The 13203-nt window shown below is 53.7% G+C and carries 10 protein-coding genes; 5 read left to right on the top strand and 5 right to left on the bottom strand.

Annotated elements, in window-relative coordinates:
* Positions 1 to 7: 7 nt before the first annotated feature.
* Positions 8 to 181: a YfgG family protein gene (locus tag Q1L34_RS06365; protein ID WP_004866217.1), complete on the bottom strand. Its 174-nt coding sequence runs from the start codon at positions 179 to 181 to the stop codon at positions 8 to 10.
* 370 nt (positions 182 to 551) lie between these two features.
* Between Q1L34_RS06365 and Q1L34_RS06370 the strand changes: the two genes are divergently transcribed.
* Positions 552 to 2789 (top strand): sensor domain-containing phosphodiesterase, encoded by a 2238-nt coding sequence (locus Q1L34_RS06370; RefSeq protein ID WP_088401964.1) that lies wholly within the window; start codon positions 552 to 554, stop codon positions 2787 to 2789.
* 42 nt (positions 2790 to 2831) lie between these two features.
* Here Q1L34_RS06370 and ppx read toward each other — a convergent pair whose 3' ends face one another.
* From ppx to purM, 4 genes are all read right to left on the bottom strand, one after another.
* Positions 2832 to 4370: an exopolyphosphatase gene (gene ppx, locus Q1L34_RS06375; RefSeq protein ID WP_015583721.1), complete on the bottom strand. Its 1539-nt coding sequence runs from the start codon at positions 4368 to 4370 to the stop codon at positions 2832 to 2834.
* Between the two features lie 3 nt (positions 4371 to 4373).
* Complete coding sequence (gene ppk1, locus Q1L34_RS06380) at positions 4374 to 6434, bottom strand: polyphosphate kinase 1 (RefSeq protein ID WP_327204406.1); 2061 nt, start codon at positions 6432 to 6434, stop codon at positions 4374 to 4376.
* A 273-nt stretch (positions 6435 to 6707) separates the two neighbouring features.
* The gene (purN, locus tag Q1L34_RS06385) at positions 6708 to 7349 is read right to left on the bottom strand and encodes a phosphoribosylglycinamide formyltransferase (RefSeq protein ID WP_004866205.1); all 642 of its coding nucleotides are present in this window, start codon (positions 7347 to 7349) and stop codon (positions 6708 to 6710) included.
* Positions 7346 to 8383, bottom strand: a complete 1038-nt coding sequence (gene purM / locus Q1L34_RS06390; protein WP_004866203.1) for a phosphoribosylformylglycinamidine cyclo-ligase — start codon at positions 8381 to 8383, stop codon at positions 7346 to 7348. The genes purN and purM overlap by 4 nt, the downstream gene beginning before the upstream one ends.
* Before the next feature lie 265 nt (positions 8384 to 8648).
* Between purM and bglK the strand changes: the two genes are divergently transcribed.
* From bglK to uraA, 4 genes are all read left to right on the top strand, one after another.
* Positions 8649 to 9542 (top strand): beta-glucoside kinase BglK, encoded by an 894-nt coding sequence (gene bglK, locus Q1L34_RS06395; RefSeq protein WP_004866201.1) that lies wholly within the window; start codon positions 8649 to 8651, stop codon positions 9540 to 9542.
* Positions 9543 to 9552: 10 nt separating this feature from the next.
* A complete protein-coding gene (locus tag Q1L34_RS06400; protein WP_327204407.1) occupies positions 9553 to 10983 on the top strand; it encodes a 6-phospho-beta-glucosidase in 1431 nt (476 codons plus the stop codon).
* A 183-nt stretch (positions 10984 to 11166) separates the two neighbouring features.
* Positions 11167 to 11793: a uracil phosphoribosyltransferase gene (gene upp / locus Q1L34_RS06405; RefSeq protein ID WP_004866196.1), complete on the top strand. Its 627-nt coding sequence runs from the start codon at positions 11167 to 11169 to the stop codon at positions 11791 to 11793.
* A 96-nt stretch (positions 11794 to 11889) separates the two neighbouring features.
* Positions 11890 to 13179: a uracil permease gene (gene uraA / locus Q1L34_RS06410; RefSeq protein WP_004866193.1), complete on the top strand. Its 1290-nt coding sequence runs from the start codon at positions 11890 to 11892 to the stop codon at positions 13177 to 13179.
* Positions 13180 to 13203 lie beyond the last annotated feature (24 nt).

Genomic DNA, 13203 nt, shown 5'->3' on the forward strand with positions numbered 1-13203 from the left:
TGCTGGCTTATTCCCGCGGCGTGGTATCAACCGGGATCGTCGATTGCTGGGACTCGATCTTGTCCTGATGATGATACCAGGCGCCAATAGAAGAGTAGACAAAGCGTCCAAAGAAGAAGATAAAGCTGATAAGCAGTACGATACGGGTCATGCGACGGTTAAATCGATGTCGTTTACGCATACTGGGTGCCTGACTCACAAAAGGTTCCTTGAGGTATACCCACAACTGGGGCGATAAGGGTATTAAGGCACAGGAATGCAGCAGGGTCAATTGATGGGGATGTAAAAATCCGCCGCTCAAACATTACTTAATGTTATGTAAGATAATTATCACATTCACATCCTTTTTCTTTCATTCGAACAGACGCATAAAAATAAGCTTTATTAATCATAGCTAAAAGATTTATTGATTTATATCAACAGTCCGCGTGTGCTGATAACTAAAATCTCTTGCCTGTTCCGCGTAGGTATTCCTTATGCGGCTAGGATGGTTAGGTTGGATGCCTACCTGAATATACCCAGCGGGAATTTGGGTTATCTGTAGAGCATCAATGAAAATAATTAAACAATACAGACTGTATCGGGATAAATGGTGGGCGCTTCCGCTGATTTTACCCCTGCTTTTACTGCCTCTGGCGCGAGGGGCAAATTCCTATGCCGTGCTGGATGGTAGTGAAGTTTCGCTTTACTATTTACCGTTGGCGCTGGTCCAGAGTCTTATGCTGTTTTTTGATGTGGCAGCGCTGCCCGGTATTATCATCGGTCTGCTGTGCACCGTGGCCCGGGGAATGAATCCGTGGGAGGCGATTGTGGTCGTTTTCCATTTTCTTATCCCGGCGGTTTTGTGCTGGGGCGGCTATCGGATTTTTGTGCCGCGCCGCCAGCATATTTACCACGGTAACGTGAGCCTGATGCCGTATCGCCTGTTCTGGCAGATGCTGCTGCCATCGCTCATTTTTCTCATACTTTCTCAGATTGCCGAGTATCTCGGCATGCATCCGCGGACGACGGGGCTGGTCGGGATCGATCCGCTAAGTTTACGCTCCCTGATTACTTTTCAAGCCTTGATGGTAGGCGGTTTAACCGGCGTTCCGCTGTGCTATTTATTGATTCGTATTCTTCGCAATCCTTTTTATCTGCGTAGTTTTATTTCACAGGCGAAGTTACAGGTTGATCCAAAAATAAAATGTGGTGAATTTGTTTTATGGTCGATAACATTGTTAATGTTATTGGGTTTGTTATTAATACCGCTGAATGGTCAGAGTACGATATTTAGCACAAACTATACATTGTCATTACTCATGCCGGTAATGTTGTGGGGCGCGATGCGCTTTGGCTATCGCTGTATCGCAATGATTTGGACGCCGGTTTTAATCATCATTATTCACTTTCATTATCGCTATTTGCCTTTCTCTCCGGGATATGCCCATCAGCTGACCATAACCTCTTCGAGCTATCTGGTGTTCTCTTTTATTATTACTTATATGGCCATGCTGGCGACCCGGCAGCGTCTGATTCATGCCAGGGTACGGCGGATGGCTTTTCTCGATCCGGTTGTCCATATGCCCAATTTACGGGCGCTGAGTCGGTCGTTGGACAGCGCAATGTGGTCGGTGCTGTGCTTTTTACGCATTCCTGAGCTGGAGCTGCTGGGGCGCCATTATGGCGTTATGCTGCGTATTCAATATAAACAAAAACTGGCTGAACATCTGGGCGACTTACTCCAGCCGAACGAGGCCGTTCACCATCTGGCCGGACACGATCTGGTGCTCCGTCTGAACAGCGGCGATCATAAGGCGCGCATTGCCGCGCTGGATGAACGTATCCAACGGTTTCGCTTTATCTGGGACGGTATACCTCTGCAGCCCGCGGTAGGGATTAGTTACTGCAGCGTGCGCTCACCGGTGAAGCACCTCTATTTGCTTTTAGGCGAGCTGAATAACATTGCTGATATGTCTCTGACCAGCGGCCAGCCAGAAAATATGCAGCGTCGCGGGGCTATACATATTCAGCACGGCTTACGGGATAAAGTGGTGATGATGAACCAGATCCAGCAGGCGCTGGAGCAGAACCATTTTTGTCTGATGGCGCAGCCGATCGTCGGTATTCGCGGTGACAACTATTATGAAGTTCTGCTGCGTATGGCGGGAGATGACGGGGAGCTTATTTACCCGGATGATTTCCTCCCGGTGGCGCATGAGTTTGGCCTGTCATCCCGTATTGACCTGTGGGTACTGGAGAATACGCTCGCCTTTATGAACCAGCAGCGGACAATTTTACCCGGTCTGCGGCTGGCGGTGAATCTTTCGCCGGTCTCCGTCAGCCGGAGCCAGTTTCCCGGCGAAGTGGAGCGGCTGCTGGCGCAGTATCATGTTGAACCGTGGCAGTTATTATTTGAGTTAACGGAAAACCACTCGCTCAGCAACCCTGAGCAGGCACGGCAAACGCTGGCGCATTTGCAGGCGCTGGGATGTCGGGTGGCGATCGATGACTTTGGTACCGGCTACGCCAGCTACGCGCGCCTGAAAACGCTGAACGTTGATCTGCTGAAGATTGACGGTAGCTTTATTCGTAATTTGCACTCCAGCAGTCTTGATTACCAGGTCGTGGCATCGATTTGCCATCTGGCGCGGATGAAGAATATGCAGGTGGTGGCGGAGTGTGTGGAAACGCCGGAGATTCGACAGGCGGCGCTGTCATTGGGGATTGATTATCTGCAGGGGTACGAGATTGGCCAGCCGGTTCCACTGGCGTCTCTGGTGACGGCGGTAACGGCTGAAGCGAGCTGATGGGGAAGAAGCGGGCCGGGTGAGAGCAACCCGGCCTCGGGACTAGTTTTTGCTTTCAGGCTCTTCTTCGGCGATTTTCAACAGCCAGTCAGGCACGCCTTCCCAGTACTGCTGCTCTTTTTCCAGATCGAGCAGCACCAGCCCATTCTGGCTGAACCAGTCATGCGGGAAGATCAGCGTCCAGTGATTGGCTTCGGTCTTCAGCCTGAGCGTGGGCGGTGTGGTGGTCGCCTGACGCTGGTTATTCAGCAAAATACCCAGGCGTAAAAGCTGAATGAGCGGCAGGAACTGCTTTTTCTTAAACAGCGTAAAGCGGGGCAAATCATCCAGTTTGATCGCTTTACGGTGATAGCGAACCAGCGTCGCCATCAGCATCTGCTGCTCCTGATTGAAGCCCGGCAAATCGCTGTTTTGCAGAATATAAGCCGAGTGGCGGTGCATTCCGCTGTGGTTAATATTCAGCCCCACTTCGTGCAGCATTACCGCCCATTTCAGCAACGCCGACAGATTCGGGTTGTCCAGTTTGGGGTTCTGTTCCTGCCACTGTTCGAATATATGGGTGGTCGTTTCCAGTACCCGACGCGCCTGCTCACGGTCAATGTTGTACTGGTTTGCCAGACTTTGCGCGGTGCGGCTGCGGATATCCTGATGGCGAAAACGTCCCTCCATCTCATACAGCACGCCTTCACGCAGCGCGCCATCGGACAAGCGCAGCTCTTTGATCGCCAGCGCATCGAAAACGCCGCAGAGGATAGCCAGCCCAGGAGCAAACACCGCTTTGCGTTCTTCCGACAGACCCGGCAGGCTGAGCGCGTCAAAGTTTTTATACTTCAACACTTCATCCACCAGCATTTCAAGGCGTTCCGGGGTGATAAAACCATCTTTCTCACCCATGGCGACCAGCACTTCCTGCGCAGCTTTAATGGTGCCGGATGCGCCCAGCGCCACATTCCAGCCCTGGATGCGGAACTGCCACGCCAGCGTTTCCAGCTTCTGCACCGCCGACAGACGCGCGCGCTGGAAATTCTCTTTGTTGATGGTGCCGCCGGGGAAATAGATCTGCGAGAAGCTGACGCAGCCCATACGACGGCTCTCAACCAGACGCGGTTCGAAATCCTCGCCAATCACCAGCTCCGTCGAACCACCGCCGATATCAATGACCAGCTTACGGCCACGTTCCGGCTGCGTATGTTCGACGCCCATAAAGATCAGGCGCGCTTCTTCGTTACCGGAGATTATCTCTATCGGATAGGGAATCACCTTTTCCGCGCGCTTGAGAAATTCCGCGGCGTTGGCGGCCTGACGTAAGGTGTGTGTCCCGACGATGCAGACGCTGGAGGGAGAAAAACCCTGCAGGCGTTCGGCAAACAGCGACAGGCAATTAAGCCCACGGGCGATCGCCTCTTCGCTGAGCACGGAGTTTTCATCCAGTCCATCGGCCAGGTGAACCCGCTGTTTCAGGCGACCGATGATCTGCATGGCTCCGTCGACGACGCGGGCGATCACCATATGAAAACTGTTTGAACCAAGGTCGACCGCAGCGAACTCCTGCGGACGAGGGGTTTTTTCGTTTATTGGCATAGGTTAGTCGGGTTGTTCGAGTGATTTGAGATAATCGTAAATCGCCAGCTGTGCGCGCACTTTACGGCGATTGCCGCGCGGCACATAGCGATTACTCAGTTCTTTATCAAGATAGCGTGCTTTGACCGTATCGTTGAATAAGAGATCAAAAATATCCAGTACGCGCTGCTTCAACCGCGGATCCAGCAGCGGCGCGGCGACCTCAATACGGTAATCAATATTGCGCGTCATCCAGTCAGCAGAGGAGAGCCAAACCTGTTTGTCGCCGCCGTTTTCGAAAACATAGACGCGGTCGTGCTCAAGGAAACGATCGACGATACTGGTGACGCGAATATTTTCGCTGATCCCTTCCAGCCCAGGAATCAAAGAGCACATGCCGCGAATCAACAGGTTAACGGGAACCCCGGAGCTTGACGCGGCATAAAGTCGATCCACCAGTCCTTTATCAACCAGGTTATTCAGCTTCAGCGTGATGCCAGAAGGCTGACCGTTCTGGGCGTTGGCGATTTCTCTGTCGATCATTTCATACAGCAGGCGGCGCGAGTTCTGCGGCGAAACCAGCAGGTAATCGAAGCTCACCGGGCGATATGGATTTTCGATAAAGTTAAAGACGCGGCGCACTTCATTGGTGATACGTGCATCTGCCGTCAGCAACGAATAGTCGGTGTACAGACGGGCGGTTTTTTCGTTGAAGTTGCCGGTCCCGATATGCGCGTAGCGGACGACTTCCTCTCCCTCTTTACGCGAGATCAGGAATAGCTTGGCGTGAATTTTCAGCCCTGGCGCAGAGAAGATAACGTGGACGCCGGCTTCGGTCAGACGCTTCGCCCAATGGATATTGGCTTCTTCGTCGAAACGCGCCTGAAGCTCCACCACCACGGTGACTTTTTTGCCGTTATGGGCTGCGTGGATCATCGAATCGATGATCCGTGAGTCTTTGGCAACGCGATAAATGTTGATTTTGATTGCCAGCACGCTCGGATCGAATGAGGCCTGGCGCAGCAGCTCCAGCACGTGCTCAAAGGTATGATACGGGTAGTACAGCAGCACGTCGCGTTCGCGAATGGCGTCAAACCCGTTGCGGAACTTATCAAACCAGGTGTGGCGCAGGCGCGGCAGCGGCTTGTTGACCAGATTGGCCTTACCGACGTTCGGGAAGCCGATAAAGTCTTTAAAATTATGATAGCGCCCGCCTGGCAGCATTGAATCGTAGCGTGAAATGGAGAACATCTCGCGCAGCATTTCCACCATGGTGTCCGGCATATCGCGCTGATAAACAAAACGCACCGGTTCCGCCGTCAGACGCTGCTTCAGACTCGAAGACATCAGCTCCATCAGGCTCGACTCCATCTCGTGCACCAGATCGTACTCGGCGTCGCGGGTCATTTTCATCGCGTAGGCGTTCAGCGCATCGTAGTCAAAGAAGCCTTTAAAGATATCATCCAGGCAGTAACGCAGGATGTTATCAAGCAGGATCATTGGTTTGCGGCGACGCGGTGCTTCCGGCGGCAGATTGACAAACCGCGGGACTTTATCTGACGGAATCTCCAGCAGGGCGTAATTGATGGTTTCCCCGCGGATGATTTCGACCGCCAGATAGGTGTAATCATCTTTCAGGAACTGGATCAGATCCGTTTCTGGGTTAATCAGGATCGGGGTGATGTGCTGACGCAGGTACTGTTTAAAATAGTTGCGTAGCCAGGACTGCTGATTCACCGAAAGCTGGCGTTCATTGATCAAAAAGATCTGGTTACGCGCCATCTCCAGCAGCAGCTCATTATACAGGCTGTCAAATTCCTGGTCGGCCTTCAGAACGCGGGCCTGAATTTTGCCTAACAAATGGCGAGAATGGGCGGTACTCCCTTGTTCTTCGCTAATTATGATACGGCGCTTAAGTTCAGCGAAGCGCACTTTATAAAATTCATCGAGGTTGTTGGAGTAGATGCCCAAAAAGCGCATGCGCTCAATCAGTGGATTGCTTTTATCCGCCGCTTCCTGAAGTACGCGTTCGTTAAAGGACAACCAGCTGAGTTCTTTCTCGATATATAGCTTTTCCTGGCCCATTACAACTCACACTCCGGTTGATTGATGTTGCTTTTTCATTATGGCGAGCTTTGCCATTGAATGTCCAACTATGTCAAAGAAGTATGACAGTTTTCTTTCAATCTGCTGTGAACAAAAACGGTGGCGAGCAAGTGCCGATATTGTGTGCAAAACGAGGCTGTGCCTGGAGATAAACCGGGCAAAAATCATCGCTGATTTAAACAAAACAGAGGGAAAGCGGCTGAGGCTGAACCGATAAAATGCGCCTCTGGCGAGTGCCGGAGGCGCTGATGATTATTCTTCGGCCGCATGGCCCTGCGGCGGCAGAGGGGCGTTGTCAAGCCAGGCCTGATTTCCCTCCATGCGCAGACGACCGTCCATAAACCAGCTCACCACCAGCGGGTAGATGGCATGTTCCTGTGTCTGCACGCGGGCGGTAATCTCGTCTTCGCTATCCCCGGCAAAAACCGGCACTTTGGCCTGCAGAATCACCGGACCACCGTCGAGCTCATCGGTGACGAAATGCACCGATGTACCGTGTTCCTCATCGCCGTTTTCCAGTACCTGGCGATGCGTATGCAGCCCCGGGTATTTTGGCAACAGCGACGGGTGGATATTCAGCAGGCGCCCCTGATAATGGGCGACAAACGCCGGGCTAAGGATCCGCATGTAGCCTGCCAGCACCACCAGATCCGGCGCATAAGCATCGATCTCATGCATCAGCTCGCGATCGAAGGCTTCGCGATTGGCAAACTGGCTGGCCGATAACGCATGGGCCGGAATACCGGCCTCACGCGCGCGTTCAAGGCCGAACGCGTCGGCCTTATTGCTGAATACCGCTCTCAGGGTGCCGTTAATCTGCTTTCGGGCGCAGGCATCAATTATCGCCTGCAAATTGCTTCCGTTACCGGAAATCAGCACCACAATGTTTTTCATTCAATGACCACACGCTGTTCGGAATCAGAAGCTTTGATATAGCCGATTTTCCACGCGTTTTCACCTTTCTCGTTCAGCAGCGCGATGGCGCTGTCGGCGACTTCAGCCGGCAGGGCGATAACCATGCCGACGCCGCAGTTAAAGGTACGGTACATTTCATGGCTGCTGACGTTACCGGCCTGCTGCAACCAGTTGAAGACCTCTGGCCATTGCCAGGAGGACTCGTCGATGACCGCCTGGGTGTTATCCGGCAGAACGCGCGGAATGTTTTCCCAGAAGCCGCCGCCGGTCAGGTGGGCAATGGCGTGGACTTCAACGTTAGCAATCAGCTCCAGAACCGACTTAACGTAGATGCGGGTCGGCGCCAGCAGATGGTCGGCCAGCGGCGAACCATTCAAATCGGTCGTCTGCGGATCGACGCCGCTGACTTCGATAATTTTACGCACCAGCGAGTAGCCGTTGGAATGCGGACCGCTGGAGGCCAGCGCGACCAGCACGTCACCATCGGCAACTTTGCTACCATCGATAATTTCTGATTTTTCTACTACGCCGACGCAAAAGCCCGCGACGTCATAGTCATCGCCGTGGTACATGCCCGGCATTTCTGCCGTTTCGCCGCCAACCAGCGCACAGCCTGACTGCAGGCAGCCTTCCGCGATGCCGCTGATGACGCTGGCTGCCGTATCGACATCCAGTTTACCGGTTGCATAGTAGTCGAGGAAAAACAGGGGTTCTGCACCCTGGACCACCAGGTCATTGACGCACATCGCCACCAGGTCAATACCGATAGTATCGTGGCGCTTCAGGTCCATTGCCAGCCGCAGCTTGGTGCCGACGCCGTCAGTGCCGGAAACCAGAACCGGCTCGCGGTATTTTTGCGGCAATGCGCACAGTGCGCCGAATCCGCCCAGTCCACCCATCACTTCCGGGCGTCGGGTTTTCTTCACCACACCCTTGATACGGTCGACGAGCGCGTTGCCTGCATCAATATCTACGCCGGCATCTTTATAGCTGAGAGAGGTTTTATCGGTCACTGCGAAATCTCCACACATTTGCGGTAGCAAGAAAAATCGGCGCAATTCTAACAGGGAAAGCAAACGTTTGCGAGCCTGCTTTGCAGTCGGCGTTAATCGGCAGCGATATGAACAAATTTGAAGCGGTTCACGAAAATGAAACCGGGTACATTCTTGTGCTTGCCTCTGACATCGGGAATAGCCATCATGCCACTGAAACCGGTTTCTGTTTTTGTTCAAGAGAGCCGAAGGTAGATTCTGCGGGGATTCAGGAGGAAGAGACGGGATGAGCATTGCCGCATTTGATATCGGTGGAACGGCGTTAAAAATGGGCGTCAGCACCGCTGCAGGCGAACTGCGTGAAAAAGGCAAGCAGTCGATTATCGATAGCGATGGCGACCAGATACTGCAAGCGATGCTGGCGTGGATTGCCGCTCACCCGGCGTGTGAAGGCGTGGCGATCAGCGCGCCTGGCTATGTCAACCCGCACACCGGCTTTATCGAAATGGGCGGCGCAATCCGTAAGTTCGATAATTTCGCCATTAAGCGCTGGCTGGAGCAACAGACCGGGCTTCCCGTCGCCATCGAAAACGATGCTAACTGCGTCCTGCTCGCCGAGCGCTGGCGGGGCAAAGCCGCCGAGATGAGTGATTTTCTGGTCCTGACGATTGGCACCGGCATCGGCGGGGCGATCTTCTGTAATAACCGACTGGTGCACGGCGCCAGTTTTCGCGCCGGCGAATTCGGCTATATGCAGACCGATCGTCCGGGCACCCGCGATGTGCGCCGCTATTCGATGAATGAAAACTGCACGATGCGCGTATTGCGCCAGCGCTATGCCGACCATTTCGGCAAAACGCTGGAAGAGGTGACCGGGGAAGAGATATTCGATCGCTACGATACGGGCGACGTGACCTGCCAGCGGCTGGTGGCTGACTTTTTCAACGGTCTCGGTAGCGGTCTGTATAACCTGGTGAACATTTTTGATCCGCAGGCCATTTTCATCGGCGGCGGCATTGTGGAACGGCCGGGCTTTTTGGCGCTGCTGCGTGAACATCTGGCCTGGTTCGGTATCGCGGACTATCTCGACACCGTCAGCCACGGCAACGACGCCGGTTTGATGGGGGCGGTTTACCATTTTAATCAGCAAAACCGATCGCTTAACGGCGATCGCGCATAAGGAAGAGAACATGTCTGGATTTAAAGAAGATTTTCTGTGGGGCGGCGCGGTGGCGGCGCATCAGCTGGAAGGTGGCTGGCAGGAAGGAGGTAAAGGCGTCAGCGTGGCTGATGTGATGACCGCCGGCGCACACGGCGTGCCGCGTGAAATCACCGATGGCGTACTGCCGGGGAAAAATTATCCCAACCATGAGGCGATTGATTTTTACCATCGTTATAAAGAAGACATTCAGCTGTTTGCTGAAATGGGATTCAAATGCTTCCGCACTTCGATTGCCTGGACACGTATCTTCCCGCTGGGCGATGAGCGGGAGCCTAACGAAGCAGGGCTCCAGTTCTATGACGACCTGTTTGATGAATGCCTGAAGTACGGCATTGAACCGGTGATCACGCTCTCTCACTTCGAGATGCCTTACCATCTGGTGACCGAGTATGGCGGCTGGCGTAACCGTAAGCTGATCGATTTCTTCGTCCGCTTTGCGAAAGTGGTGTTCGATCGCTATCAGCACAAAGTGAAGTACTGGATGACCTTTAATGAGATCAACAACCAGGCTAACTTCCACGAAGATTTTGCCCCGTTTACCAACTCAGGTCTGAAGTATCTGCCGGATGAAGATCGCGAACCGGTGATGTATCAGGCGGCGCACTATGAGCTGGTGGCCAGCGCCCTGGCGGTAAAAGCTGCCCGCGAGATAAATCCCTCGCTGCAGGTGGGTTGCATGATTGCCATGTGCCCGATTTATCCGTTCTCCTGTGCCCCGAATGATATGATGATGGCAATGAACGCCATGCATCGCCGTTACTGGTTTACCGACGTTCATGTTCGCGGTAAGTACCCGCAGCATCTGCTGAACTACTTCGCGCGCCGCGGTTTTACGCTCGATATCACCGCAGAAGATCGTCAGGCGCTGGCCGAAGGCTGCGTCGACTATATTGGCTTTAGCTACTATATGTCGTTTGCCACGAAAGCGACCGATGATAACCCGCAGCTGGATTATGACGAGACCCAAAGCCTGGTCTCTAATCCGTACGTGCAGAAGTCAGACTGGGGCTGGCAGATTGACCCGGTGGGTCTGCGCTACTCCCTGAACTGGTTCTGGGATCATTACCAGCTGCCGCTGTTTATTGTTGAGAACGGCTTCGGGGCCATCGACGTGCGCGAAGCTGACGGCACGGTGAACGATCGTTACCGTATCGATTATCTCTCCGCGCATATTGCCGAGATGAAAAAAGCGGTGGTTGAGGACGGCGTTGACCTGATGGGCTATACCCCGTGGGGATGTATCGACCTCGTTTCCGCCGGTACCGGTGAAATGAAGAAACGCTACGGATTTATCTACGTCGATAAAGATAACGAAGGCAACGGAACGCTGGACCGCAGCCGGAAGCAATCTTTCTCCTGGTATCAACAGGTTATCAGCAGCAACGGCGAAACATTGTAAAACACCCCTCAAGCCTTGTGTGACCCCGCCTGTGCGGGGTTTTTTTATTTTGTTTTATACTGGCTCAGGCAGCGCAAAGCATTTTGGTTGATCCCGGTCAAACATATCGGCTATGGCGCAAATGGAAAAAAGCGGTATAATCCCGCGATTTTTTTTGTGGCTGCCCCTCAGAGGAGAAAGAGAATGAAGATTGTGGAAGTGAAACACCCGCTCGTCAAACACAAGCTGGGCCTGATGCGTGAGCACGACATCAGCACCAAACGCTTCCGTGAACTTGCCTCAGAGGTAGGTAGCTTGCTGACTTATGAAGCCACTGCCGATCTGGAGACAGAGAAAGTCACCATCGAGGGCTGGAATGGTCCGGTAGAAATCGAGCAGATCAAAGGGAAGAAAATCACCGTTGTGCCGATTCTGCGCGCCGGTCTGGGGATGATGGAAGGGGTTCTGGAGCACGTACCGAGCGCGCGTATCAGCGTGGTAGGGATCTATCGTGACGAAGAGACGCTGGAGCCGGTTCCTTATTTCCAGAAGCTGGTGTCGAATATCGACGAACGCATGGCGCTGGTGGTTGACCCGATGCTGGCAACCGGTGGTTCGATGATCGCCACTATCGACCTGCTGAAAAAAGCGGGCTGCTCCAGCATTAAGGTGCTGGTTCTGGTGGCGGCGCCGGAAGGGATTGCCGCGCTGGAGAAAGCGCATCCGGATGTTGAGATGTATACCGCATCCATTGACCAGGGCCTCAACGAGCACGGATACATTATTCCGGGGCTCGGCGATGCCGGCGATAAGATTTTTGGTACCAAGTGATCACATAGATAATAAGAAGCCGACTTTAAGAGTCGGCTTTTTTTTGAATAAAACAAACTCACAGCAACTAATAAACGACTCTTAGAGGAAAACGCTATGACGCGCCGCGCAATCGGGGTGAGTGAAAGACCGCCGCTTTTACAGACTATCCCACTGAGTTTGCAGCATCTGTTCGCTATGTTTGGCGCAACGGTTCTGGTGCCCGTTCTGTTTCATATCAACCCGGCTACCGTCCTGCTGTTTAACGGCATTGGGACATTGCTGTATCTTTTCATCTGTAAGGGAAAAATCCCGGCCTATCTCGGATCGAGCTTTGCATTTATATCCCCGGTGCTGCTGCTGCTGCCGCTGGGGTATGAGGTGGCGCTGGGTGGCTTCATTATGTGCGGCGCTCTGTTCTGCATCGTCTCCTTTATTGTCAAAAAAGCCGGCACCGGCTGGCTGGACGTGATGTTCCCGCCGGCGGCTATGGGGGCCATTGTCGCGGTTATCGGCCTCGAACTGGCGGGCGTCGCTGCCAATATGGCTGGCCTGCTGCCGGCTGACGGGCAATCGCCGGACAGCAAAACCATCATTATTTCGATGGTGACGCTGGCGGTGACGGTCTTCGGTTCGGTGCTGTTTCGCGGTTTCATGGCCATTATCCCGATTTTGATCGGCGTGCTGGTCGGCTACGCGCTCTCTTTCGTGATGGGCGTTGTCGACACTACGCCGATCGCCGAGGCGCACTGGTTTGCCCTGCCGACGTTCTACACCCCGCGCTTTGAATGGTTTGCTATCTTCACCATTCTGCCCGCTGCGCTGGTGGTGATTGCCGAGCACGTCGGCCACCTGGTGGTGACGGCGAATATCGTTAAAAAAGATCTGATCCGCGATCCCGGGCTGCATCGTTCGATGTTTGCTAACGGCCTGTCGACGATGATCTCCGGCTTCTTTGGTTCGACGCCCAACACCACTTATGGCGAGAACATCGGCGTTATGGCGATCACCCGTGTCTACAGTACCTGGGTTATCGGCGGCGCGGCAATCTTCGCGATTCTGCTCTCCTGCGTAGGGAAACTGGCGGCTGCGATTCAGATTATCCCGCTGCCGGTGATGGGCGGCGTTTCGCTGCTGCTGTACGGGGTGATTGGCGCCTCCGGTATTCGCGTCCTGATCGAATCGAAAGTGGACTACAACAAGGCGCAGAATTTGATTCTGACCTCCGTGATTCTGATCATTGGCGTCAGCGGCGCGAAAGTGCACATTGGTGCGGCGGAGCTGAAAGGCATGGCGCTGGCGACAATTGTCGGCGTGGGTCTGAGCCTGATTTTCAAACTGATCAGCGTCCTGCGTCCGGAAGAGGTTGTGCTGGATGCCGCCGACAGTGAAGAAGTAAAACATTGATCCTGCAACCGGGCGGCGATCCCG

The sequence above is a fragment of the Klebsiella ornithinolytica genome (assembly GCF_030505655.1).
Classification (GTDB): Bacteria; Pseudomonadota; Gammaproteobacteria; order Enterobacterales; family Enterobacteriaceae; genus Klebsiella; species Klebsiella ornithinolytica.